At 62.1% G+C, this 26515-nt stretch carries 19 protein-coding genes and 1 pseudogene; 19 read left to right on the top strand and 1 reads right to left on the bottom strand.

Annotated elements, in window-relative coordinates:
- The first annotated feature begins 5 nt into the window (after window positions 1–5).
- The 10 genes and pseudogenes from JDV76_RS02530 (at window position 6) to JDV76_RS02485 (ending at window position 13502) form a co-directional block, all read left to right on the top strand.
- Window positions 6–507, top strand: a pseudogene (locus JDV76_RS02530) (NUDIX hydrolase).
- A gap of 27 nt (window positions 508–534) precedes the next feature.
- Complete coding sequence (locus JDV76_RS02525; protein ID WP_198735265.1) at window positions 535–876, top strand: ArsR/SmtB family transcription factor; 342 nt, start codon at window positions 535–537, stop codon at window positions 874–876.
- Entirely contained in the window at window positions 873–2768 is a 1896-nt protein-coding gene (locus tag JDV76_RS02520; RefSeq protein ID WP_198735264.1) for a heavy metal translocating P-type ATPase, read from the top strand. The genes JDV76_RS02525 and JDV76_RS02520 overlap by 4 nt, the downstream gene beginning before the upstream one ends.
- A 398-nt stretch (window positions 2769–3166) precedes the next feature.
- A complete protein-coding gene (locus JDV76_RS02515) occupies window positions 3167–6040 on the top strand; it encodes a YncE family protein (protein ID WP_198735263.1) in 2874 nt (957 codons plus the stop codon).
- Window positions 6041–6240: 200 nt separating this feature from the next.
- Window positions 6241–7236: an iron-siderophore ABC transporter substrate-binding protein gene (locus JDV76_RS02510; RefSeq protein WP_198735262.1), complete on the top strand. Its 996-nt coding sequence runs from the start codon at window positions 6241–6243 to the stop codon at window positions 7234–7236.
- On the top strand, window positions 7233–9572 hold the full coding sequence (locus tag JDV76_RS02505; protein ID WP_198735261.1) for a hypothetical protein: 2340 nt from the start codon (window positions 7233–7235) through the stop codon (window positions 9570–9572). Before JDV76_RS02510 ends, JDV76_RS02505 begins: the two co-directional genes overlap by 4 nt.
- A 57-nt stretch (window positions 9573–9629) precedes the next feature.
- On the top strand, window positions 9630–10601 hold the full coding sequence (locus JDV76_RS02500; protein ID WP_198735260.1) for a hypothetical protein: 972 nt from the start codon (window positions 9630–9632) through the stop codon (window positions 10599–10601).
- A gap of 2 nt (window positions 10602–10603) precedes the next feature.
- A complete protein-coding gene (locus JDV76_RS02495; RefSeq protein WP_198735259.1) occupies window positions 10604–11602 on the top strand; it encodes a FecCD family ABC transporter permease in 999 nt (332 codons plus the stop codon).
- Window positions 11599–12669 carry a FecCD family ABC transporter permease gene (locus JDV76_RS02490; protein WP_248140745.1) on the top strand — a complete coding sequence of 357 codons (1071 nt, stop codon included), beginning with the start codon at window positions 11599–11601 and terminating at the stop codon, window positions 12667–12669. Before JDV76_RS02495 ends, JDV76_RS02490 begins: the two co-directional genes overlap by 4 nt.
- On the top strand, window positions 12666–13502 hold the full coding sequence (locus tag JDV76_RS02485; protein WP_198735258.1) for an ABC transporter ATP-binding protein: 837 nt from the start codon (window positions 12666–12668) through the stop codon (window positions 13500–13502). The genes JDV76_RS02490 and JDV76_RS02485 overlap by 4 nt, the downstream gene beginning before the upstream one ends.
- A 90-nt stretch (window positions 13503–13592) precedes the next feature.
- Here JDV76_RS02485 and JDV76_RS02480 read toward each other — a convergent pair whose 3' ends face one another.
- Window positions 13593–15467, bottom strand: coding sequence for a phosphoenolpyruvate carboxykinase (GTP) (locus JDV76_RS02480; RefSeq protein WP_248140743.1), 1875 nt, complete (start codon window positions 15465–15467; stop codon window positions 13593–13595).
- Window positions 15468–16075: 608 nt separating this feature from the next.
- Here JDV76_RS02480 and JDV76_RS02475 point away from each other — a divergent pair.
- The 9 genes from JDV76_RS02475 to JDV76_RS02435 all read left to right on the top strand — a co-directional run bounded on the left by JDV76_RS02475 (window position 16076) and on the right by JDV76_RS02435 (window position 26412).
- Complete coding sequence (locus JDV76_RS02475; RefSeq protein ID WP_248140763.1) at window positions 16076–17656, top strand: anthranilate synthase component 1; 1581 nt, start codon at window positions 16076–16078, stop codon at window positions 17654–17656.
- Window positions 17653–18321 (top strand): anthranilate synthase component II, encoded by a 669-nt coding sequence (locus JDV76_RS02470; protein ID WP_198735256.1) that lies wholly within the window; start codon window positions 17653–17655, stop codon window positions 18319–18321. Before JDV76_RS02475 ends, JDV76_RS02470 begins: the two co-directional genes overlap by 4 nt.
- Complete coding sequence (gene trpD / locus JDV76_RS02465; protein WP_198735255.1) at window positions 18308–19330, top strand: anthranilate phosphoribosyltransferase; 1023 nt, start codon at window positions 18308–18310, stop codon at window positions 19328–19330. Before JDV76_RS02470 ends, trpD begins: the two co-directional genes overlap by 14 nt.
- Window positions 19323–20789, top strand: a complete 1467-nt coding sequence (gene trpCF / locus JDV76_RS02460) for a bifunctional indole-3-glycerol-phosphate synthase TrpC/phosphoribosylanthranilate isomerase TrpF (protein ID WP_232958725.1) — start codon at window positions 19323–19325, stop codon at window positions 20787–20789. The genes trpD and trpCF overlap by 8 nt, the downstream gene beginning before the upstream one ends.
- Window positions 20786–22060 carry a tryptophan synthase subunit beta gene (gene trpB, locus JDV76_RS02455; protein WP_198735254.1) on the top strand — a complete coding sequence of 425 codons (1275 nt, stop codon included), beginning with the start codon at window positions 20786–20788 and terminating at the stop codon, window positions 22058–22060. Before trpCF ends, trpB begins: the two co-directional genes overlap by 4 nt.
- Window positions 22057–22896, top strand: a complete 840-nt coding sequence (gene trpA, locus JDV76_RS02450; RefSeq protein ID WP_198735253.1) for a tryptophan synthase subunit alpha — start codon at window positions 22057–22059, stop codon at window positions 22894–22896. Before trpB ends, trpA begins: the two co-directional genes overlap by 4 nt.
- A gap of 149 nt (window positions 22897–23045) precedes the next feature.
- The gene (locus JDV76_RS02445) at window positions 23046–23930 is read left to right on the top strand and encodes a MerR family transcriptional regulator (protein WP_198735252.1); all 885 of its coding nucleotides are present in this window, start codon (window positions 23046–23048) and stop codon (window positions 23928–23930) included.
- Window positions 23927–24805: an ABC transporter ATP-binding protein gene (locus JDV76_RS02440; RefSeq protein ID WP_248140741.1), complete on the top strand. Its 879-nt coding sequence runs from the start codon at window positions 23927–23929 to the stop codon at window positions 24803–24805. The genes JDV76_RS02445 and JDV76_RS02440 overlap by 4 nt, the downstream gene beginning before the upstream one ends.
- Window positions 24802–26412: a hypothetical protein gene (locus JDV76_RS02435; protein WP_198735251.1), complete on the top strand. Its 1611-nt coding sequence runs from the start codon at window positions 24802–24804 to the stop codon at window positions 26410–26412. The genes JDV76_RS02440 and JDV76_RS02435 overlap by 4 nt, the downstream gene beginning before the upstream one ends.
- The last annotated feature ends 103 nt before the right edge of the window (window positions 26413–26515 follow it).

Below are 26515 nucleotides of genomic sequence, written 5' to 3'. Positions count from 1 at the left end.
GTGCGATGCCCACCCCGGACTTCATCCTCGAGTTGCGTGAGCGGATAGAGCATGCGCCACTATGGTTACCGGGAGTCACCGCCGTTGTCCTGCGTCCCGCGACCGCTGCAGGGTCAACCTCCGGAGGTGCTTCTTGTGCGTCGTGCCGACACGGGTGCGTGGACGCCCGTCACCGGGATAGTCGATCCCGGTGAACAACCCGACGCCACTGCAGTCCGTGAGATTGCCGAGGAGACCGGCGTCGACGCCAAGGTCAACCGGGTACTACGGGTATGGGCCGTGGGTCCGGTAACCTACCCGAACGGCAACGTAGCCTCCTACATGGACACCGCACTTCTGTGCCGGGTGGTGGGAGAACCCGGATGTGCGCACGCGGCCGACGACGAGAACACCGACGCCCACTGGTTCTCCGTCGATAGGTTGCCTGAACTGTCGGAGAGGTTCAGGCAGACGATCACCGCGGCACTCGACAACGGGCCTACCCGGATCGGTCACCCTTCCCAATAGTTCATCATTCAGTGTACTGTTTGATGGATGAGCCATACCGAAGCCCACGAACAGGCGCTCGTACGCCTGGGCCGCGCACTCGCCGACCCGACCCGCTGCAGAATGCTCCTCGCAATTCTGAACGGTAATCACTACCCGGCGCAACTCGCCGAACAGCTGGAGCTCTCCCGGGCGAACGTCTCCAATCACCTCGCCTGTCTGCGGGACTGCGGTCTCGTCCGCACCCATCCCGAAGGCCGAAAGGTCCGTTACGTCCTCGCCGGACCCGAACTCGCAGAAAGCCTCCGCAACATGACCCACATCGTCCTGACCGTGTGTGATGATCCGGAGACCTGTCTCAACGAGACCCCCGCGGAGGCGGGCCGATGAGCGACGCATGCTGCGGTGGCGAAGACACCACAACAGAACGGCCAGCCGGTGAGCTACTCGCCGCCCGGGACGAACCGGGAACCCCGTGGTGGCGGGACCCGGCGCTTCTCGTGCCGTTGGTCTCCGGGGTGGCGCTGCTCCTCGGACACCTCATCCATCCCGGACTTTTCTGGATCGCGCTGATACTCGGCGGATCACGGTTCATCCCGCAGTCCATGCGCAAACTCATCACCGGCCAGCCCGGCGGACGACTCGGCATCAGCCTCTTGATGACCATCAGCGCTACTGGTTCGGTCGCGCTCGGCTACGTCGGGGAAGCCGCTGCCCTGGCGTTCCTGTTTTCCATCGCCGAGGCGCTCGAGGAAAGAGCAATGCAGAAGGCCCGGGCCGGCTTGCGTAGCCTCGTTAACCTCATTCCAGAAACAGTGACCGTGCGCCGCGACACGACTACTGAGACAATTGGGATCACCGCACTCAACGTCGGTGACACCGTGATTGTCCGCCCAGGGGAACGCATCCCCACCGACGGCACCGTGGTCGGCGGTGAAGGTGCCCTGGATACCTCGGCCGTCACCGGAGAGTCCATTCCCATGACCGTCGGTCCGGGAGATCCAGCACCTGCCGGTTCCATCGCTGTCGGATCACCCCTCGACATCCACGCGGATGCCCCAGGCACCGATAACTCCCTGACCACGATTGTCTCCATCGTCACCCGCGCCCAGGCAGAGAAAGGCACCCGCGCGCGCATGGCGGATCGCGTCGCCAGACCTCTCGTACCCGGTGTCCTACTCATGGCGGTGGCCGTCGCAGCCATCGGCTCACTGCTCGGCGACTCGGACGTCTGGATCGAACGCGCCCTGATCGTGCTCGTCGCTGCCTCACCCTGTGCACTCGCCATAGCGGTACCGGTCACCGTCATCTCCGCAATCGGAGCGGCCAGTCGCTTCGGTGTCATCATCAAGTCTGGTGCCGCGTTCGAGCGTTTCGGTGCCGTCAACCGCATCGCCTTCGACAAAACGGGCACACTCACCCGCAACACACCGACCGTGGTGTCCGTCGATGGCCCCCCGGACCTTCTCACTCTCGCCGCCGCAGTGGAAAAACACAGCACCCACCCGCTTGCCGCAGCGGTCACGGCAGCCGTAGCAGAGGTCGATATCCCCGATGCGCAGGATATTGAGGAACATCCTGGACAAGGAATCAGTGGGCATATCGACGGACGCCGCATCACCGTAGGCAGCCCCCGCTTCAACCCACCTGGTGCACTGCAGCACAGGGTGGACGAGCTCGAGTCGGATGGACGGACAGTCATAGTGGTATGCGCCGATGATGCGGCTATCGGCATCATCGGCATCATTGATTCTCTCCGTGACGAAGCCCCGGACACGATCACCGCGCTGCACCGCATGGGTATGCAGGTGACGATGCTTACCGGCGATAATCTCCGCACCGCCTCCGCCGTCGGCACCGACTGCGGGATCCGGGACATTCGCGCCGAACTCCTGCCTGTAGATAAGGCTGCGGTAGTCAGCGGGTCAGGTTGGGCCATGGTGGGCGACGGCATTAACGACGCACCCGCTCTCGCATCGGCCGACATTGGGATAGCGATGGGAACAACGGGGACTGACGCAGCAATTGAGTCCGCTGACATCGCTTTCACTGGGCACAGTCTCACCCTGCTTCCACAGGCACTCGCCCACGCGCGGAGCGGACGGCGCATCATGAACCAGAACATCGCACTCGCGCTGGCCGTGATTCTTGTTCTTCCACCTTTGGCATTAACCGGCGTACTCGGGCTCGCAATGATCGTTTTTATCCATGAAGTAGCTGAGATCGTCATCATCATCAACGGTTTGCGGGCCTCACGCACAGCTGTATCCACCAGACGCTAACCTCAAGAAGCCAAACGTCGACCTGCGACCAACTGGGACACCCCAATGCTCTCAATTCGGGCTCCACGTCTTCACATTATCTGCGGACGACGCTGGTTGTGGGGGTGGAATTCGAGGGTAGGAACGAGTGGGGGTGGAAATGAACCCCGCACGATGAAACACACAGCACAGATCACTAGATGTGCCACATTGTGCACAATTATCGCTCCTGCTTCAGTCAACTGTGCTCATGCATCATCGCAAAATCCACAGATCCACTTGTAATACAGGCAAGGCGTACCTAAGGTAGGCATCGCTTAGTTTATTCACTGGGCGGGCTTATCCCACATAGCGAGGCCACGGTTTGATCGGCCATGAGTGACCCGGCCCGCCCCTCTACCAAGGAAGCCTGTGCATTCATGAAGCAACATCACTCTCGTACCATCGGAAAGCGCGCCATCGCCGCGATGCTCTCCGTATCCCTCCTGACAACCGGTGTCACCACAGTGGCCCCGACTATCGCGTTCGCCGCTGAAGAAGCACCGACGCAGTCAGCGACCGGCAAAACCCCCATTGCTCCAAATAAGCACAAGGGTGGGAAGATCTCCGTCACAGAAGAGACCGTCACTCAGGGTGGTTTGGTCACGGTCCAGGGGACAGGGTTCAAGAAGCGTCCGAGCGAAAATCCCCTCACCTTCAAGATCAATGATGGTCGTGATAACAAGCCCGCCCCCGCTACCGGACAGTATGGGTTCCCCGATGATCAAACCGGAGCCACCATCGACAAGGTCTCTGGTGGATGGGGCGAACTCACTTCGAACCTTCCTGGCGATGATGGAACCTTCACCGTCACCCTGCGTCTCCCCGAGGATCTGCCGGTCGGGTACCACTGGATCCGCGTACTAGGCTCGGACGACGAAGATACCGGTGCTGATACCGTCTCAGCCTACGCGTGGATGAAGGTCGTTGAGCCGGGTAGCGACGATAACGATGCCGGTGAAACTCCCCGTGTATCGGTGACCGGTGATAAGCCCGGTGGCGGCGGAAAAATTACTGGCGACGGCACCCTCACCGCCGGAACAGTCGAACAGGGAGGCGTCCTCCATATCGACGGCACCGGATTCGCCAAGCGTCCCGACAACGATCAGATGGCCGTCAAGATCAATGACGGCAAGATCGCAATCGGGGAACAGGGTGACCGCGGTCTGGCCATTGTCAAAGATGGCACGGGGATTCTTCGCGGCGACCAACTTCCCGGTGATGACGGTTCACTTAGCTTCAATATCGTTGTTCCGGAAAATCTGACACCGGGCGATTACTGGCTCCGTGTCCTGGGCGGTGACAAGAACGGCGGCGCTAAAGTCTCCAACTTCGTCTGGTTCACCGTCACCGAAAAGACCAGTGAAACCCCGGCCACTCAGCCCACCGTTACCGCAGAGAACGGGTACAAGTCCTCGCGCAGTGGTTCCATCAGGATTCCTGTAAAGATCACCGGTTTCCCGGCAAACACCGATCTCATACCCTTCGTCAATGATACGGAAGCGAAGTGGTCAACGGGTCGACATAAGTCAAAGACCATCACCACTGATGAGAACGGTACGGCCGAAGGTACAGCCTACGTTTCATCGAAGGAGGGGCTGAACGCCGGTGTTCCGGTTGTTGTCAAGGTCCAGGCCAAGGATGAGAATAAGACCAGCGCCGTCTCGAATGAGGTCATCGTTAATCCGTCGGTGAAGATTCTCTCGAGCACCGTTGATGGCCTCGATGACTCAGCTCAGAACTCCACCGTCAAGGTTCAGGTTGTCGGCCTCCCCAAGGACGCATCAGTAACTTTCGTCGGTGTCGGTGAAACCAACTTCCTGACCGGCGATCAGAAGGGTGTCTCCAACGATGATTCCCTCGCCGAGATCACGGACGTGAAGATTCCCGGGAACGAGGACCTACTCGGCAAACCGATCACCATCAAGTACACGGTTGATGGAAATGAGCGCACCTCCGAAACGTACTACACCGTCACACCCGACAACTCCCTCTTCGGCACGGATAAGTACACCGTGGAAAAGGCTGAACTCGACCCCGGCCTGTACCAAGTTCGGTTCAACCACAACAACGGCAAGCTGTATGTTGCCCGGACTGACCGTTCCTCCAACAAGGCCGGTACGCGCCTCATGATCGTCAATCCGGACACCCTCAAGGTTGAGAAGGAGATCGAGCCCAAGGCGACCGGCGACAATAACGCCCAGGTCTTCGGTGTCGGGCTTGATCAGAAGCGTGATCGTGTATGGACCACAAACTCGACAGCCGACTCCGTCGCGGTCTACGACGCCGACCTCAATCTGATTCACCAGTTCCCTGCCGATGTCGTTTCTCATGGCCGTGACGTCGTGATCGACGAAAGCACTGGCCTCGCTTACGTCGGTTCACCGCGTTCCGATGCCGAGTCCCTCACCGTGTTCAACGCTGAGACCAAGACCTACGAGCAGCTTCCGACCCCCGGTTTCTCCGGCGCGATGACACTACGTCTGGATCAGGAGACCGGAGACCTCTACAGCGTCTCCCAGAGTGCTCCGAAGGCAGTGAAGGTGAACGTCCGGACCAAGGCCGTCACGGTGTACGATCTCCCCGAGGACAAGGTTGGCCGCGCATCCGGGCTGGCCATCGATCCGGAGACCGGTTACCTCTACATCGCCAGCCAGGACACCCACAACGTGGTGGTCTTCGACCCGGCAAAGAAAGCCGTTGTCGCTGACATTCCCACCGGTGACCAGGCTCTGTCCGTGGTGTACAACCCCGTGACCAAGCGGATTTACACCACCAACCGTACGGCCGGCACCGTCACCGTCATTGATCCCAAGACCAACGAAAAGGTCGCGAACCTCGATGCCGGGATCTACCCCAATGATCTTGAGGTTGATAACAAGGGCCGGATCTTCGTCACCAACAAGGTGAGCCGTACCGGTGCTAACAAGGACGGGTTCTTCCGATTCACCCCCGTCGAGACAGCACCGGCACCGACGACCACCTCGTCCACACCGGCACCGACGACCACCTCGTCCACACCGGCACCGACGACCACCTCGTCCACACCGGCACCGACGACGACCTCGTCCACACCGGCACCGACGACCACCTCGTCCACACCGGCACCGCGCCTACCGAAGCTCTTGACCGGATTCCTGGTGACATTCGGTGTCCTCGGCGGCTTAGCTGCCTTGTTCGGCTTCCTCGCAAAGATCGGAATCATTCCGGTCCATGTACTGCCGGTCCAGCTCCGTCACCTTCTGCACCTCTGATCCACGCCACCATTCCATCCGCTGACTAACCTCACCTGGCCGGAACAGCTGAACCTACAAAATCGGGTTCTGCTCTCCGGCCAGGTTTGGTGCCATTCATCGGGTGGCCGGTGAGCTGATACCGAGAGTATTTGCCACTCGGAATCGGCATCTTCGGCCACCGAATAACTACAGAACACCGATAACGAGGAGTTCAACAAATGAAACGTCGCGATTTCCTTCGTGCTGCGGCACTTGCCTGTGCCACAGCACTCGGTCTCACCGCCTGTACGGGAGACGGGGGTACCGCTTCGCAGACCACAACGGAAACGCGCACCATCACCGATGTCCAGGGGACGAGTGTCGACGTTCCGGTTTCACCCCAGCGTGTTGTCGCGCTGTCTGAACCCACACTGGACGGTCTTCTCGCTCTTGGTGTTACCCCGGCTGGCGCAGTCGCCGGCCGTGGGCAAAATGACATCGCCGGTTACCTTCGCCCCATGGCTGAGGGCGTACCGCTGCTCGGTAACGTCGCTCAACCGAACTTCGAGGCTATCGGTGCTGCCAAACCTGACCTAATCCTCGTCGACGGCACAAGCATCAACAATAATCCCCCGGTGATCGAGGCGCTGCGGGCGATCGCACCCGTTGTCTACACCGGTTACGCTGGCGGCGACTGGCGGATCAACTTCCGACATATTGCCGATGCCATGAATATGTCGGATGCCGCTGAGGATGTGATAGCTGATTACGACGCCCACGTCGCAGAAGTGAAAGCGATGTTGTCTGACTACCGAGACTCCACATTCTCCATCGTGCGTTGGCAAGGCAACTCCGCTGCTCTGATCCTGAAGGAACTGCCCGCAGGAACCGCACTCGAAGATCTAGGACTCCATAGGCCGCCAAACCAAGACCGACGGGGGCGAGGTCACTCGGAGCCAGTTTCCCAGGAGAACCTTCGGGACATCGACGCAGACTACATCTTCTTCGGAACCCTTGGAGGGTCCAGTGTCAACAACCCCTCTGCCGGTGGTGCCGCGAACCTCGAGGAAGCTCAATCCGCTCTCGCCCAAGCCGAGGAAGTACCCGGTTTTACCGATCTCAAGGCATACCGGGACGGTACGATCATTCCCGTCGCCGGTGATCTATGGACCAGTACCGGTGGTCCCCTGCTCATGAACAACATCGTCGATGACGTGGCACAGCTCGCATCGTGACCCACTACATCCCCTCCACTGAAGGACCAGTCGTGTATCCGTCTTCCCGCCGTCGACTCCACCGGGTCGGCGCACTCGCCGTCACCGCCCTCATAACCCCACACTTCCTCGGCTTACCTCTCGCCACGGCGGTCGATGATCCCAGCACCACAGCCTCGACGACGATGTCCGCACCCAAGAGCGACACGACCGTGGAGGCCCCCCTCACCGCCCCGTCTCCGGACGATAGTGGTGACCATACCGATGCCTCCGAAGCCGAGAGTGCATCTGACCAGTTCGAGGACGTCACAGGCCTCCTTGCTCCACTACTCCTGACCGACACGAAGGAAGAGACCGTCTCCGGCACGACCGAGGATGGCGCGTCGGTCGAGATACCCTACTCTGTGGAACCCGGGGAAACGGTGAAACTCACTGGTGAGAACTGGAAATCAACGGACGGAAGTACCGGGTCGACACTTGTAGTCAAGCTTTACTATCAGCTCGCCGATGGCGAGAAGGGTACGTACCAGCGCACCGGCGATAATGTCGTCAACCATCCCAAGAACGGAAATCCCGAACCGACAATCTGGAAGCTGTTCAAGGCCGACAATGATGGCACCTTCAGCATCGACCTCGACCTTCCCAAGGATCTTGAACCCGGCCAAAAACTCAGTGTCACCGTGACCAGTGGCCTAGCGAGCAGTGCCGACGCACAACGTTCGCTGGTTCTCGACCCGCTGAAAATCAGTGGTGTCGAGTGGGTTGAGCCGGACAAGGGTGACACCATCACCTGTACGCCGAGCACCGACAAAGCACTGGTCACCGTCGCCCCCACGGCCGTACCCGGTGGCACCCTGAAGATATCGGGCACCGGCTTCTGCCATCCCACCGACGGCGGTTCGAAAATCGCCATCAAGATCGACGACGGTCTGTACAAACACGTTTCCGGGCACAAGGTACACGACAACGACACCATCTGGGCTATCGTCCAAGCGGATGATCACACTGGTGATTTCACGATTGACCTCACGCTTCCGGACGGCACGACCAGTGGGCCCTATGGCTCCGATCCCGCCTTCACCACCGGTGCCCACACCATTCGGATTCTCACCGGTACCCTAAAAGAAGGAGACAAAACCAGGACTCTGCCGAAACGCGGCAGCAAGGATACAGAATTCGTGGTGGGCGACTATCGTCCGAGTGGGATTCCCGAACCGCTGCACTATACAGAGAACCTCACGGAGGCACTCCGCGGTGGGATCTCCGCCACACGAGATAATGACCAGCTAGCCGTCACGATTCCAGGCGCCCAGCCAGGTGATTGGATCTTCGCCAGTGCCTACATTGATGACACCTCGCGCCGTCTGCCGTGGGACGACAACTGGTACACCGTGACCGATTCGGGTCAGGTCCTTCTCCCACTGACTGACATCGACATACCAGAGGGGCCACTGAAGTTGGTTCTGCAGTCCGGGAACCAGGGGCATACCGGTGAACTGTTCGGCTGGACGCCTATCACGCTGAAAGAACGTCCCGGGGATTCGACGGACGAGATGGCTTTCATCTTCAGTATCCTCCCCATCGCGACTGCGATCGACGGCTTCTCGGGAAAACTAACAGAGTTGTCCCGCGCACTGAATGGTCTCGCCCCACAGAAGGACAACACCAAACGTACTGACACCGACAATCGAACGTCTGACGGTGTGCGCGAATCCGAAACTGATAGCCAGCGCAATGATGATCCTGGTGACAGCGTCGTCACCGTCATACGGCGACGTTCCACTGCTGCAGAAGGTGGCGGGCAGGTAACCGGTAACCGAGGTGGGGCAGCCCAGGGTGCACAGACTCCGGCCAGCTATCCGGCCCAGCCGGAGAACACTCCCAAACCACCTGTCCTCAACATCGCCAACCTGACTCCACGCCGTCAGGGAAACATAGAGTCCGCCATCGACGACGAGGGTGTACTCACGTTAACTGTGCCCGATCTGAAGGCCGGAGACTGGGTATACCTCTTTACCTACGGTCCTAAGCCCGAGGCGATCGGCTGGGCGCAGCTCGACGAGAACAAGCAGATGCTTCTCGACGTCTCGGGGCTCAGCGGCGATAACTATAAGGTCGCGCTCGTTGATTCTTCAGAGAATCTTCTCGGTTGGGTTGATGTCCCCGGGGGCGAAGCGACAACATCTTCTCACGGTGGAGCCGCAGCATATGACGCACAACAAGCATCTGTTCCGAAGTCTGTCGCCGCAACTGCTCCGCTCATGACGGGCGCCGACTGGGCATTCATCCTTGGTGCCTTCGCCATCGCCCAATTGGCGATGCTTGCTGCAATGTTCCTCACCCGCCGCCGAAGCTGACCTCTACGCCACTTCCTCTCCGCACAGCTCTCAACCCACCGATTTCCTGGAGCACACATGAATACCTTCACATCACGCATCACTACCGCAGGCGCCATTCTCTCTACCGCCTTCCTGATCACCTTACCCACCGCCTGGGCGGTGCCCCCGGGAGGGGCCAGCCCTAACACCCCAGGAACCTCCTCGTCGATCTCCCCGACCACGATCGAACCCTGTGAGTCCCTGAGCTACTCAGTATCAGGTTTCCCCGCCGGCGAAACGCTGAACATCAAGATTGATGACGGCGCGGGTTTCGACCAGTCAACCCACGGCACCGGTGTCGTCGCTTCGCAGGTTATCGGCTCCGATGGTAGCGCCTCAGGTTCCGTCGACATTCCCTGCAGCATCAATAGCGGACAGCACTGGCTTAGGTTCCTGGCGAACGAACCCGTCAGCGGCGACGGTGATCTCGGAGTTCTCGGATACTCACACCGCAGTGATTACTTCACCGTGACCTCGGGGAATAGTAATTCCGACAGCGGTACCGACGCGGGCACCGGTGGCACAGGTGCCGGAGCCAACAACGCTGCTCGCGACAACAGTGGTGGAGCGCGCCGCACCGAGGCGGCTCGAGATAATAGCCGCTCGCGAGGCAACCGCGAAACAGGTGGAGGTGGTGGCCAGCGCTCCACCATCACCCGCGTCATCGATGAACCTGCAGCTGGCGGTGCCCAACGAGGCGGCGGGGCAGCCCGCCCGGCCAACGGCGGAGCATCCCGCCCGGCCGGCGGTGGAGCCGCGAAGAAACCACTGGAGCAGTCAAAGCTATCTGCCGGTGGATCAGGCACCACAGGTGACAAGGTCATGGAATCTGGTGAGGACGGCGACGTCTATTACGATTACGTTCCCGTCCAACAGACTGCCCAGGCGGCAAACGGACAGGCTCCCATCGTCGGTATGTTGATCGGCGGTGCAATCCTGGTCGTGGGTCTCTCAGGGGTGGGTGCCTACCTGTACACCAACCGCAACCGTCCTGACAGCACCAACTAGCGATGTACCGGTCCCGTCGTCGAATCGGGTTCCTCGTCTCCGCAGCCCTGCTGTTCGTCCTCATCATTGCGTCACTGATGATCGGATCTAACCCGATCCCCGTGTCTCATGTGCTGCACCTGCTGATCAGTCCAGATACAAGTTTCGAATCCACTGTGATTCACGAGCAACGAGTACCGAGGACCATCGTCGTCATCATCGTCGCCGCCGCACTTGGCTGCGCCGGCGCCCTGATGCAGTCCCTTACCCGAAATCCGCTGGCTGATCCCGGTGTCCTCGGTGTCAACGCGGGAGCCTCACTCGCCGTTGTTCTTGCGGTAGCCGTCGCCGGAATAACGAGCATCTGGTTCTACCTGTGGTTCGCCTTCATCGGTGCAGCTCTGGCTGCCGTCGTCGTCTACGTTCTCGGCGGCGCAGGCCGATCCGCGCCAACTCCCGTCCGACTCGCACTAGCCGGTGTCGCAGTCACGATGGCCGTTTCATCCATCGTGCAGGTTGTCATCCTCTCCAACCGGCACGCTTTCAACGAGTTCCGCTTCTGGGCGACCGGATCAGTGGAAGGGCGCGGCTGGCCAGTACTCATCGCAGTCAGTGGTTTCATCATCATCGGCCTTCTCCTGGCCTTCGCGACCGCACCAAGTCTCAACGCCCTCGCCCTCGGCGACGAAGAAGGACGCTCCCTCGGAGTACGAGTCGGCCTAATCCGCACCCTCGTCATGATTGCCGTGACACTTCTTGCCGGTGCAGCAACCGCCGCAGTCGGACCTATCATGTTCATCGGTCTTGGCGTGCCTTACATCGCGCGGTTCATCTGCGGACCCGACCAACGCTGGGTACTACCCTTTTCCGCGTTATCCGCTCCAGTTGTTCTTCTCACCGCAGATATCATCGCCAGGATCATCATGGCACCACAAGAACTACAGACAGGGATTGTCACCACAATTCTCGGCGGACCCTTCTTTATCGCCATCGTTCGCCGTCGTCGGATCGAGTCACTGTGAACAACCAGCGCATTCTCCAAAAAACCTCCCGGTCCCGGCACCTCCTCATCCGCCGCGGACCCTGGACCCTACGGATCGAACGGCGGGCCTTCTTCGCCGGTCTGATCATCGCGATGGCAACCTGCATCGTCATCGTGTTCGCACTCATGCTCGGCGACTACCCGATCTCCGCAACGCAGGTTATCCGCTCACTCCTCGGGATCAATGATGATCCCCTCACCCAGTTCTTCGTCCGTGATCTCCGCGCCCCCCGCGTCGTCATGGCACTGATCGTCGGTGCCGCACTCGGAATCTCCGGAGCAATCTTCCAAGCACTCACCGGAAATCCCCTCGGTAGCCCCGATATCACCGGATTCACCGTCGGCGCCGCAACCGGAGCACTTCTCCAGATCATCGTGTTCAATGGAGGTCCGCTCGCCATCGGACTAGGTGCACTACTCGGCGGATTCGCCACCGGAGCCACCGTTTATCTGCTGTCCCGTCAAGGTGGCGTCACCGGCACCCGGTTCGTCCTCATCGGTATCGGTGTCGCCGCGATCTTGCAGGGCGTTAACGGCCTCCTCATCGTCCGGGCATCCCTGACTGCGGCACAAACCGCAGCCCAGTGGCTTGCAGGATCATTCAACGCCACAACCTGGGGAGAAACCATCGTCCTCGGAGCCGTGCTGGCGCTGTTGATCCCAGCCTCCCTGCTCCTCGCCCGCCCCCTGGGAGTCATGCTGACCGGACCTGATCTAGCAGTCGGTCTCGGAGTCCCGGTCGACACCCGGCGCATCCAGTTGATCATCATCGGCGTCAGCCTCGTTGCCGTCACCGTCGCAGCCGCCGGTCCCATCGCGTTTATCGCACTCGCCGCACCTCAGCTCGCGCGACGACTGACCCGCACCAGTGGACCCGGTCTAGGGGGAGCCGCACTCATGGGCGCTTTCCTCGTTTTGACCTCAGACGTGATCTCCCAGCGACTGTTCGCCCCCACACAGCTTCCCGTTGGAGTCGTCACCGGTTCCCTCGGCGGTATCTACCTGATCTGGCTACTCTCCAGGGAGTGGCGAAAGGACCGAACATGAATGACACACCCCGCACCCCCGAACCCACCGCTGAGTCCATCCACCGCACACCGACGGCGCGTCTTCAGGCACGAAACATCACCGTCGGATACGGCGATAAGGTAATCCTGGAAAACCTCGACGTGTCGATCCCCGACGGTGAATTCACCGTGATCGTCGGCCCCAACGCCTGTGGCAAATCAACGCTCCTTCGTGCCCTCGCCAGGATGCTGCCCACGACGACGGGAGCCGTTCACCTCGACGACACACCCATCAGCGATACCCCCCCTAAAGATGTCGCCCGCCGATTGAGTTTGTTACCTCAATCACCTCACGCACCCGACGGCATCCTCGTTGAAGATCTGATTGGGCGCGGCAGATACCCCCATCAGGGCATGTTCCGACAATGGTCAGCAAGCGACCAACAAGCCGTCGAACAAGCGATGTCACGAGCAAACGTCACCGATCTCGCGGACCGCTTCGTCGCCGAACTCTCGGGCGGACAACGGCAACGCGTCTGGATCGCCCTCGTGCTCGCGCAACAAACCCCCATCGTCCTACTCGATGAACCCACCACGTACCTCGACATCACCCATCAGATCGAAGTACTCAATCTCGCACGCAATCTGCAGCGCGAAGGCGTCACCATCGTCGCCGTCCTCCACGAACTGACCCTCGCTTTCCGCTACGCAACGAACCTCATCATGATGAAGGAGGGTCAGATCGTCGGATCAGGTCCGGTCACCGACCTCGTCACCCCCGACCTCATCCACGACGTCTACAACCTGAACTGCGACCTCATCACCGATCCCCACTCTGGGCGTCCCATCGTCGTCCCCGTCGACCAGAACTAGATAACGGGTGGATTATCTCATTGGAGACAACCCACCCGTTGCTACTAGCTGTACTATTCGGTACAGCTCAGCGATAACCGCTCCGGACTACTACTCCGAATCCTTCAAATTCTTCTCCACCCGACGGTGTGCTTCCCAGATCCGCTCTGGAAGCCCCTCGAAATGTCCCAGGTGCTCCGCCCGAGAATCCATCTCCCGGAGCCAAAGATCCCGGTCAATCGTGAGGATCGTCTCAAGATCGTCCCTGTCTCCGGTGAATCCGGTGAGGTCCAGCTCGTCGAGCTTCGGGATTAGGCCGACCGGGGTTTCAGTTCCCTCAACCTTGCCGTCCTTGAAGTCCAGCAGCCACAGAAGAGCACGGAGATTGTCGCGGTAACCCGGCCACATGTAGCGACCATCCGCACCCCGCTGGAACCAGTTGACATGCGCGAACACCGGCAGCGCACTCTCTCCGCCGATTTCTTTCGCCTTATCAAAGATATTCAGCCAGTGCTGTGCGTAGCGGCCCTCCGGGTACGCCATGAACGGCCGCATCGACATCGGGTCGTAGCGGAGTTGTCCGGCCTTGCCCTCGGCGGCAGCGGTCGCCTCCGCGCCGAGTGTCAATCCGTCGTAAACTCCCTCAGCGGGATCACGGAAAGCACGGATCAACGGCTCGCGGTCCCGCACCCGCCCACCGAAGATAATGGCGTCAACAGGAACACCACCGGGCACCTCGTAATTAGGTGCTACGTTCGGAACGTTCGCGAGGGTAGTGGTGAAACGGGAGTTCGGGTGCGCCCACTCATCCCCCTTCTCCTCCGAACGCTGACGCTCCGCAGGCCGGTCAGCGATAGCCTCGCCCTTCCAGTCCAGCCATCCGTCCAGATCCTCAGGGAAGTCCGGAGTCATTCCTTCCCACCAGACCTGGTGCGTCTTAGTGTTGTAGGCAACATTGGTGAACAGGGTGCCGGTTCCCTCGGCGATCGCATCAATCGCGGTCGGGTTGGTGTTGCGGTTCGTGTTGGGGGCGACACCGAAGGCACCGAACTCCGGGTTCATGCCGTAGAGTCGGCCGTCGACACCCACCCGAAGCCACACGATGTCATCGCCGTAGAAGAACACCTCGTAGCGGTCGCCAAGGCCGTCCGGAGGAAGCATCATGGCGAGGTTCGTCTTGCCGGAAGCCGACGGGAACCCGCCGCAGATGTAGCGCTGCTCACCGGTGACTTTGTCGTGGATTCCGATGAGCATGAACTGCTCGGCGAGGAACTCTCCCGAGGCCCAACCGTCATAGCAAGCCTGACGCAGGCCGTGCGCAATCTTCCCGAGCAGGGCGTTTCCACCGTAGGAGGAACCGTAGTGCAGAATGGTCCGTTCGTCGGCGACCGTCGCGAAGCAACGCTGGTCGTCATCCGTTCCCTGGCCGAGGTTCTCGAGGTCTCCGGTGACGTGGACGGCACGGACGAAATGGTCCGGGTCCTCGAGGTCACTGAGGTAGTCGATCCCGACCCGGGCCATCCGGATCATGTGCAGGCAGACGGTCCGGTTGTCGGTGAGTTCGACACCGGCGGCCCACGGAGCGAAGGGCGAGTCCTTCGGGCTCATCAGATAGGGGAGGACGTACATCGTCTTACCCCGGTACGCCCCAGCCATCTTCGCCTTCTGCTCGGCGGTGATTTCGGAAGCGTCGCGCCAGTTGTTGTACTCACCGCGATCTGCGGGATCGTGGGTCGCCACGACGGTCTTTTCCTCCGTGCGAGCGGTGTCCTTGTGGTAGCTGCGCGAGTAGTAGCGGCCTTCACCGGCGGGCTGGATCTCATCGTCGGCCAATGCGGAGTCGATCAGTCGCTGATCATCCTCAGCAGAGATGACCTCAATGGAATCGGGCTGCAGAATCTCAGCCCATTCGTTCACGAAGTCGACGATGTGCTGATTGCCGACGCCCGCTTCTTCCAGCACTGTCGTGTAATCGGTTGTTGCCACGGTGAACACCTTTCTCCTGGGGTGACGGGGGAGGCTCATCAGATCCGAACCGGAAACCGGACAGAGTTCGTATCCCCGTATTTCTCTTTCAGTTTATCAGTATCAGTGTACTCTGAACACCATCTTTACGTCACCGACGTTAATGTGTCCCATACCCCGGGGACCACACCCCGGCAACCGAAATAAACGAAGAAACCGCCACACCGAACGCTTCCCGCGCCGCTCTCCGAGAGACGATTTACACCCGTCAAGGGGTGGAGCATCCAGCGAGAACGGTTGCACGCGAACGAGCCTGCGGTGCTAAACTGTTCTCCATGTCCAACATTTCCGTAACCCTTCACACCCAGTGGTGGTGGCACGCTGTCGAGGCGAGCCGCGGAATGTAGGCGACGGTCTTTTCACCGTCAGAATCGAACACCCGAGGGCTCGCCCGCTTGAACCCCAAGCAGCGAGCCTTTCTTCATGCCGGTACCCGCCGGAGAAAGAACGCCCGGGGTGACGCGGCCGAACCTCCCGACCCCAACAACACAGGAAGGCCATTCGAGGTGATTGACACCGACGCAACAACCGGCGGGACGACCGCTCCGGCCCCCGTACCCGGCGCCACCATCCACCGCATCCCTGTGCGCTACCACGAGAACGCCTCGACCCTCTTCGCTTTCCTCGGCGGCACCTCGGTCGACGATTCGGTGCTCCTCGAGAGCGCTGACATCACCTCAAGACAGGGTCTCACATCGGTTGCGGTGCTCCGCGGTTCGGTTCGTGTCACGTGTCGCGGGAATACGGTCTGCGCCCAACCACTCACGAAATCCGGAATGTTTCACGTGAAACGTCTCCGGGAGACGCTGTCCGACCGACTGGTCGAGCACTCTTCGACCGATAGGGGAGCGAGTCTGGTCTCATTCCGCTTCCCTACGGGAACGGAACTCGACGAGCGCCGCAGGCTCACCGAGATCTCCACGATCGAACCGTTGCGCCGCCTCCAGCAGGACCCCGGGTATCACGATGAAGAAGGTGCCCTGCCGTTCATCGCCGGGGGTTTCGCCTTCGACTACATCGAGACCTTCGAGAACCTCCCCGCGGTCGCCGACGGTGAGAACACCTACCCGGACTACCAGTTCCTCGTCGCCGAAGTCCTCCTCACCATCGACCACCAGTCCGGTACCGCCGAACTCGTCGGCGTCAGTGTGGGCGAGACGGAGACCGCCCGCCTCGCCCACGAACTCACGGAGCTGGCGGAAGCGATCGCAACCGCGGAACCCGACCACGCCGACGCCTACGTACCCACGGCCCATCCCACCGACACCCTCACCATCACCGCGGACACGGACGACGCGACGGTCCGGGGCCAGGTGGCCCGCCTGCAGAAGAACATCGAGGTCGGCGACATCTACCAGGTGGTCCCGGCGCGGAGCTTCCTCGCCCCCTGTCCCGACGCCTTCGCCGCCTACCGGGCACTGCGGGCAACGAACCCCAGCCCGTACATGTTCTACGTCCGGGGCCGGGCCAACGGTGAGTCCTACGAGCTGTTCGGTGCATCCCCGGAATCGAACCTCAAGTTCACCGCGAGCACGCGTCAGGTCGAGCTGTACCCCATCGCCGGAACCCGACCGAGAGGGCTCAACCCCGACGGCAGCGTCAACGACGAGCTCGATATCCGGGCTGAACTCGAACTTCGCACCGACGCCAAGGAGATCGCGGAGCACACCATGCTCGTCGATCTCGCACGAAACGACCTCGCCCGCGTGGCTGTACCCGCCACCCGCCGGGTCGCCGATCTCCTCCAGGTGGACAGGTACAGCAGGGTCATGCATCTGGTGAGCCGCGTGACCGCAGATCTGGACCCGACACTGGACGCGCTCGACGCATATCGTGCCTGCATGAACATGGGCACATTGACCGGGGCACCGAAACTGCGCGCCATGGAGCTCCTCAGGGAGACCGAGGGAAAGAGGCGGGGTTCCTACGGTGGTGCCGTGGGGTACCTGCGGGGTAACGGCGACATGGACACCTGCATCGTCATCCGGTCGGCCTTCGTCCGCGACGGCCAGGCCGTGGTCCAGGCCGGGGCCGGGGTCGTCCGTGACAGTAAGCCGCAGGCCGAAGCCGATGAATCACTGCACAAGGCGTTCGCCGTCCTCAACGCCATCGCCATCGCCGCCGACGCGAACCTGGAGGTCATCCGGTGACTGACACGCAACCCCACATCGTCCTCATCGACAACCAGGACTCCTTCGTCTACAACCTGGTCGACGCCTTCGCCGTCGCCGGATTCGACTGCACCGTCTACCGGAACACCGTGCCCGTGGCCACCATCCTCGACAGTGACCCCGACCTGATCTGCCTGTCACCCGGGCCCGGGCATCCCCGTGACGCGGGCACGATGATGGAGCTGATCGACGCCGTTCTGGGGCGGATTCCGCTCCTCGGGATCTGCCTGGGATTCCAGGCCCTCCTGGACCACCACGGGGGCAGGGTCGAGCCCTGCGGACCCGTCCACGGCACGTCGGACCTGATGACCCTGACGGACGAGGGCCTCGACAGTCCCGTGTTCCGCGGTCTCACCGTCGACGCGGGACCGGACCTTCCCGGTGTCACCGGACGCAAGGTCCCCATCGCCCGATACCACTCACTCGGCTGCACCACGATCCCGGAGGGCATGGTGTCCCTGGCGACCTGCGACTCCGAGATCGGGGAGGTCACAATGGCCGCACGAACCACCGACGGGACCGCCCTCGGGCTGCAGTTCCACCCCGAGTCGGTACTCAGTCCCTCCGGCCCCCACATCCTCACCCGCAGCGTCGAGACGCTGCTCACCAAGACCCGAGAAGGAATCAACGATGACGCACACTGACCCCGGCACGCTACTCACCGCCTACCTGGACAACCGCGAGCCGTCGGTTGACGAAGCACGTGCCGTCTTCGATCCGCTGACGACCGGGTCCTACTCGGCCACCCAGATCGCCGCACTCCTGGCGACTCTGCGCACCCGCGGGGAGACCGCCGCCGACATCGCCGGAGCCGCTCAGGCCTTCATCAGTGCGGCCCGTCCCTTCCCCATCAGCGGAGAAGGCGTCATGGATTCCTGCGGTACGGGAGGCGACGGAGCAAACACCATCAACATCTCGACCGCCGCGGCTCTCGTCGCCGCAGCCGGGGGAGTGACGATGGTCAAACATGGTAACCGTTCCGTCAGCTCGCGATCCGGTTCCGCCGACGTTCTCGAGGCCCTGAACATCCCCCTGGACCTCGATCCCGAGCGCGCGGAGCGCCAACTCCGGGCCTCCAACTTCACCTTCCTCTTCGCACCGGCGTATCACCCGGCGATCGCCCACGTGATGCCCGTACGGAAGGAGCTGAAGGTACCCACGATTTTTAACATTCTGGGTCCACTGCTCAACCCAGCTAAGCCGCACCTTCAGCTGATGGGCATCGCCCGTCCCGAACTCGGCCCAGCGATCATCGAGGTGATGCGCGAGCTCGGCCGCAGCCGGGCGCTGGTCGTCCACGGGTCGGGGACCGATGAGATCGCCGTCCACGGCCCCACCACCGTCTGGGAGCTGCGCGACGGCTCCGTGACCTCCCACGAACTCACCCCAGAGGGCCTCGGGGTTCGCACGCACCCGCTGGAGGATCTTGTGGGAGGTGACGGCGAAGAAAACGCGGGACACATCAGGGCCACCTTTGCTGGCACCGGTCCCGAGGCTCACCTAGACGCGATCGCCGTCAACGCCGGTGCGCTGTTCTACCTCAACGGTGACACGGACACCATCGCCGACGGTGTGGCGAGGGCGAAGCAGCTTCTCGCCGACAAGACGGTGGAGACCTGGCTCGCGACTCACGAGGAGGCGTACTATGCCTGACGCCCATTCGATGCCGACGGTCCTCGAGGGGATAGTCACCGCCCGCAGGGGGCACCTCGAGGGCATCCGCCACCGCATCAGCCACGTGAACCCGGAGGCACTGCCCCGCTCAAGGCGTAGTCTCTTCGCGAGCCTCGGTGGGGACCTACCCGGCCGAGGTAGGGGAGTGAACCGTTTCATCATGGAGTGCAAGTCCGCCTCTCCGTCACTGGGGCTCATCCGTGAGCACTACCAGCCCGGTGACATCGCGCGGATCTACTCCCGCTACGCCTCAGGCATCTCCGTTCTCTGTGAGCCTGACAGGTTCGGCGGTGACTACGACCACCTCGCCACCGTGGCAATGTCCACGCACCTGCCGGTCCTGTGCAAGGACTTCATCATCGACGAAGTACAGATCCACGCAGCCCGCTATTTCGGGGCCGACGCCATCCTCCTCATGTTGTCCGTCCTCGACGATGAGACCTACACCCGCCTCGCGCAGGAAGCACACCGACTCGGGCTCGATATCCTCACCGAGGTTGTCGACGAGGAGGAGATGCGGCGTGCCCGCTACCTCGGTGCGAGAATCATCGGGATCAACCACCGCAACCTCCACGATCTGAGCATCGATCTCTCCCGCTCCGCGGAACTCGCGCCCCTCGCCCCGGAGAATGCCGTCCTGATCGCTGAATCGGGAATCCGAGATAACTCCACCGTCCGTCGTATAGGGCGGCATGTCAACGGGTTCCTCGTCGGCTCCCAACTGACCGGCCAACCCGACATCGACACTGCCGCGCGGGAGCTCGTCTACGGTCCGAACAAGGTGTGCGGACTGAGGACGCCGAATGCCGCCCAGGCCGCTCGGGCCGCCGGTGCGGTCTACGGTGGGCTCATCTTCGAAGAGGCATCACCTCGCGCGCTGGACGCCGCCACCGCATCCGCGATTATCGCGGCCGAACCCGGTTTGAAATACGTCGCGGTCAGTCGGCGCAGCTCGGGTTACGACGCCCTGTGCCTCGACGGTGTGGCAGCCGTGCAGGTCCACTGCCCCCTCGGTACGGTCGAAGAGGAAGCAGAACTGGTTCGACGCCTCCGGGGTGAGCTACCCGCCCACGTGGAACTGTGGCGTGCATTCTCCATGTCGACGCCCGGAGCTGCCGACACCCTCGCGGCACTCGTGGACGGGGACTCGCCCGTCGACCGATTCGTCCTGGATTCCGGTGCGGGGGGCAGCGGCACATCCTTCGACTGGTCGACGATCCCGGAGACCGTGAAGCGGCATTCACTACTTGCCGGGGGAATCGGTGTGGAAAATCTCAACGCTGCCCTCACCGTCGGCTGCGCGGGAGTCGACCTGAATTCGGCACTCGAATACAGGCCGGATGCGGCTATCTGGTCCGGCCACAAGGACACCGCCCGACTGGGGCAGGCATTCACCATGATACGAACCTTCAACAACGAACAGGCGGTAGCGTCATGACCCCTCCCGATCACGATTCGACCACTCCGGACACATCCGGGGGAGCGACCATTCTGCCCGCCTATTTCGGTCAGTTCGGCGGACAGTACGTACCCGAGCTCCTCATCCCGGCGCTCGACCAGCTGGAGAAGGCCTTCGTCGACGCGATGGATGACCCCGGGTTCCGGACGGAACTCGCCGACTATCTCCGCGACTATCTCGGCCGCCCCACTCCGCTGACGGAATGCTCGAACCTTCCGCTGGCGGGTAAGGGGCGCGGCCTGGCGCGGATCTTCCTGAAACGAGAGGATCTCGTGCACGGTGGTGCCCACAAGACCAATCAGGTCATCGGCCAGGCGCTCCTGGCCAAGCGGATGGGCAAGACCCGCATCATCGCGGAAACCGGTGCCGGCCAGCACGGCACGGCCACGGCGCTCGCGTGCGCCCTGCTCGACCTCGAGTGCGTCATCTACATGGGTGCCGAGGATGTCCGACGCCAGCAGCCCAACGTCTACCGGATGGAGCTGATGGGCGCGAAGGTCGTTCCCGTGACTTCCGGGGCTGGCACGCTCAAGGACGCCGTCAACGAGGCATTGCGGGACTGGACCGCCACGTTCCACGAGTCGCATTACCTGCTCGGGACCGCCGCCGGGCCCCATCCTTTCCCGACGATCGTCCGTGAGTTTCACCGGATCATCTCCACCGAGGCGAAGGCCCAGATGCTCGAACGGACCGGCGGGCTGCCGGACGTGGTGACGGCCTGCGTCGGCGGCGGATCGAACGCCATCGGAATGTTCGCCGACTTCATCGATGAACCCTCCGTGGAACTCGTCGGCGTGGAGCCGGCGGGGGAGGGCCTCAATTCAGGACGTCACGGCGCGCCGATCCACGCCGGGAAGATCGGTATTCTCCACGGCGCACGCTCGTACCTCATGCGTACCTCGGACGGTCAGGTGGAGGAGAGTTACTCCATCTCCGCCGGACTGGATTACCCGGGTGTCGGCCCACAGCACGCATATCTACATGAATCGGGTCGCGCCACCTACGTCGGCATCACCGATGCCGAAGCGCTGGAGGCATTACAGATGCTCAGCCGCTACGAGGGGATCATCCCCGCCCTGGAGTCCTCCCATGCACTCGCGTACGCCCTCAAGCGTGCCGCAGCCGCCGAGGAGGACGGTCGGGAGATCACGATTCTCGTCTCACTATCCGGACGAGGGGACAAGGATGTCGATCACGTCCGCCGTACCCTCGCCGATCACCCCGAACTCGTCATGGAGGACAACCGATGAGCCGCTATCCCGCACTGTTCCAGCGCCTCGCCGCCGCCGGAGAGGGAGCCTTCGTCCCCTTCGTGATGCTCGGCGATCCGGACGCGGAGACCTCCTTCGAGATCATCCGTGCGCTCGTCGACGGCGGAGCGGACGCCCTCGAACTGGGTGTGCCGTTCTCCGACCCGGTCGCCGACGGCCCCACGATCCAGGCGGCACACATCCGTGCGCTCGACGCCGGCGTGGATGTGGACTCTGCATTCTCTATCATCCGTCGTGTTCGTGACACCTGGCCCGACCTCCCCATTGGCCTGCTCATTTACGGCAATGTCCCCTTCGCCCGGGGTAGCCGCGAATTCTATGCCGCTGTCGCGGAAGCCGGCGCCGACTCGGTGCTCATCCCTGACGTTCCCGTCCGGGAGGGGGCGGCGTTCTCCGCCGATGCGGAGGCTGCTGGAATAGACCAAATCTTCATCGCCCCGCCCCACGCTTCGGAGCGGACACTCGCCGGGGTCGCGGCCCATTCCCGGGGATACATCTACGCAGTCTCCCGCGTGGGTGTGACCGGAACCGAAACTGCCTCGAGTACCGACGGGCTGGCTGATGTCGTCGCGAACCTGCGCAGATTTGGTGGAGCACCCGCCCTGTTGGGCTTCGGCATTTCCACTCCCGATCATGTCCGGGCTGCCATCGACGCAGGTGCAGCCGGCGCAATCTCCGGTTCGGCGATCACGCGGATCATCGAGAACCACTGCGTGGGTACCTCCCCGGATACCCGGACCGTCGACAACCTCCCGGCTCTCCTCGGGGAGCTGCGTGATTTCACGGCGGGCATGAAAGCCGCAACGCGGCGATAGACCCAGCACCGAGGGCCCCATGTTTCACGTGAAACATGGGGCTTTCTTTTAGCTCATCCTGCTCCACCGCCATCTAACGTGCTGCCTGCTTCATCACATTGTTCTCGGCCTCTTGACAGTGACGTAGCGTCACAGTGTTCCATTGAGCCATGAGAGTGAAGGAGCTGGCCGAATACACCGACACAACAGTGCGGACAATCCGCTACTACCACCAGATAGGCCTGCTCCCCGTACCCGATGGGGCTGGCATCCGGGACTACGGCCTCGAACATCTCATCAGGGTCGAGAGGATACGTCACCTGCGCAGATCGGGTCTGTCGCTCGCGTCAATCCAGAACCTCATCGCGGATGACGGTATCGATGTAGCACGGGAACTCCAGGCCACGGAAGACGCCATCAATCAGCAGATAGCGACTCTGGAAAACCAACGGAACCGCCTCCGGGATCTCCGCTCAGGACTGTCTGGCCGATGCCTCGGGGAACCATCGGAATCCCAGTTCGACCTAATTCCTCCGCTGCCGAGCCAGCTCGACGACCTCTATGCTCGTTTGACCGCAGGGGTGGACGATGAGCGTTCCATGGCACTCATCCGAAGAGAGAAACAACTCATTCAGCTGTTTCTCCACCGCGGCCTGATACCCGGTGACGTGTTCAAATCGGTGTCCGAACTCGACGAATCCGCGTTGAAGGGATTCCGGGACGACATCAACTGTTTCGCCCGCATCCATCAGCTGGATCCCGAAGCGGTCACCGAAACAGCCGAAGCAACCGCCGACCACTTCATTGACGTTTTGCGGACAATCGGTGACCGGCGAACCATAGAGGCCATTTCCCGGCACCTCCGATCTCTTGAACGGGAGCCCGCACGGCAGCTCGTACTCCTCGCTTTCCCGGACCCGGTAGAGGCACGGTACGTGGATGCGAGAATCCGCCGCCTGTGTACCCGGATCGCGGAAATCGCCCCTTCCCGCCCCGAACCCGATGACACCCCACACACTCCAGAACCGCTCGATAAACAAGGGAGTTTCACGTGAAACCACTGCTCTGTGAGAGCCTCTCCAAAACGTTCGGCACCGTCCGCGCCCTCGACGGACTCACCCTGGAGGTGGGGGAGGGGAGCGTCCACGGTTTCCTCGGGCCCAACGGCGCCGGAAAATCAACCACGATCAGAATCCTGCTCGGACTGCTGCACCCCGATTCCGGGAGAATCCAGGTCCTCGGGAGCGATCCACGATCAGACCCGGGGGTACTCCGCCGCGTGGCGTACGTCCCCGCCGAGGTGACCCTGTGGCCGCAGCTCACCGGAGCGGAGACGATCCACTTTCTGGCCAAGCTGCGGGGCGGAGGTGTGGATGAGGCGCGACGGGAGGAGCTGATCGAGGCCTTCCAGCTCGATGTCAACCGCCGGAACCGGGACTACTCCACGGGCAACCGGCGTAAGATCCTCCTCGTCGCCGCTCTGTCAGCGGGCGCCGATCTCCTGATTCTCGACGAGCCCACATCCGGGCTCGATCCACTGATGGAACAGGTTTTCGGGGAACAACTCACCAAGGAGGCGCAGAGGGGAGCGACCGTACTGCTCAGCAGTCACATTATGAGTGAGGTGGAGAAGCTCTGCGATTCCGTCACAGTGATTAAATCCGGCAGGGTGGTACTGAGGGGCCGGGTCGACGACCTGAAACAGATTTCGGCCCACCATGTCTCCGCACAGTTCGACGGGGGAGTACCCGATACCTTCCGTTCTCTCGCGGCGGTGACCGCCGAGGGATCCCGTTTGACCGCGACCGTCGACCGGGAGGAGAGCACCGCACTCCTCCACCGGATCATCGAGAGCGGCGGTCACGACATCACGAGCACGCCTGCATCACTGGAGGACATCTTCCTCAGCCACTACGCGGAGGAACGATGATCACCGAAACACTGTCCCTGACGAGATTCAATCTCCGGCTGCGTCGCCGCTTTCTGCTGCTGTGGATCGTCCCGCTCCTGGGATTGATCGGCGCGCTGCCTCCCGGATACGACAACCAGTACCCGGATCCGGCGTCCAGGAAGCTCGCCGCCGATGCCTTCCGGGGCAATGCCGTCATCGAGGCGATGTACGGTCGGGCACCCGAGAGTGGTTCACTCGGGCAGCTGGTGTCACTCGAGGGTGGAGCGCTCCTCACGCTGCTCGCCGGAGTAATGACGGTACTGCTCGTGACCGGCCTCTTCAGGGGACCGGAACAGGCCGGGGCCGGTGAGTTGATCCGTGCGGCGGGCCTTCGCCCCGGATCCGTACCCGCAGCTGCCCTGACCACGGCAGCAATCAGCGGTCTGCTCCTCGGCGCGGGCACCAGCGCCGTGATGATCGTCGCGAACTCGGCTGTCGGGGATCTTCCCCCGGAGGGCTCCCTGGTTCTCGGCGCAACCGTCCTCCTGTCCGTCCTCGGAACAGCTTTCCTGACCGCCGCGTGCACACTCTTCGTCCGGGATCCCGCGAACCTCCGCCGTGCGGCCTTCGGAGCTCTCGCTGTTCAATTCGTCATCCGCGCGGTGGCGGACAGTCGGGATGTTCCGCACCTCAACTGGGTCAGCCCACTGGGTTGGCGCGCGATTGCGTCGCCCTACGACTCGAACAACTGGGCGGCCCTCGGTGGCCTCGCGATCCTGTGTCTCGGCTGTAGCCTCGGACTCGTGGCGGTGGAGAAACACCGCGAGTTCGGAAGGCCTCTGATCGCGTTCGGAGACCCCAAGCCGAAGGCGCCCCGCCGCCTGAACAGCCTGGTTGCACTCCGCCGAGTACTCGACCGTGGCACCAGGATCGGTTGGCTGATCCCGGTCGTGGTGTTCGCGGTGGTGCTGTGTTCACTCCTCCAGACCGTGATCGATTCTCTCACCATCGACGGGCACCAGACGGCGCTGGCCGAACGGGTCGGGACGATCTTCGGCAACGGCGATATCGTGCCTTCGTTCTTCGCCTACTGCGCGGCCCAGATCGGAATTCTGATCGGGGCCGCGGGTATCCAGACATCGCTCCACCTCAGGTCGGAGGAGAACCACCGCACAGTGGACCTGATCCGATCATGTGGTGTCTCCCGTGGAGCCCCGCACCGGTCCATCGCCCGGTCAAGCTGGGTGACGGTTATCCTCCTCGTGGTACTCGGAACAGTTGGAGGTCTCATCGGGGGGATCCCAGGTGCCGACGACGCCGGGGAGACGGCGACGGCGATCACCGTGAGTTTCCTCACCCAGATCGGCCCCGCGGCAGCGTTGACCGGAATCGCGCTACTGCTGGTTGGAGCAAGTCCCCGGTTCGCGACACTCGCCTGGCTTCCGCTCATCGTCTGCGCACTGATCTGGATCTTCGGGCCCGTGTTCAACGCACCGGACTGGATCATCGATGCCTCGGTATTCAGCCACACCCCGACCAGCACCGATGTCTCCGAAACCGGGTGGAAGACCGCTCTGCTGGTCGCCATCGGCGTCGCGTGTACCCTCACCGGCACCAGGGCTGCATCCCGGCGGGAGATCAGGTGATCCGGATGGTGGATGATCACCCCATGACGTTGTCAACCACCGGGGAGCACCCCGGCGCCATCCGGGGAGGATAGGTCAGCCTCACCGTTTGTGACACGACTGT

It is taken from the genome of Corynebacterium marambiense, assembly GCF_016342275.1.
GTDB lineage: Bacteria > Actinomycetota > Actinomycetes > Mycobacteriales > Mycobacteriaceae > Corynebacterium > Corynebacterium marambiense.
Note: the sequence above shows the minus strand (reverse complement) of the source record. Positions and strands in the feature narration are given on the sequence as shown.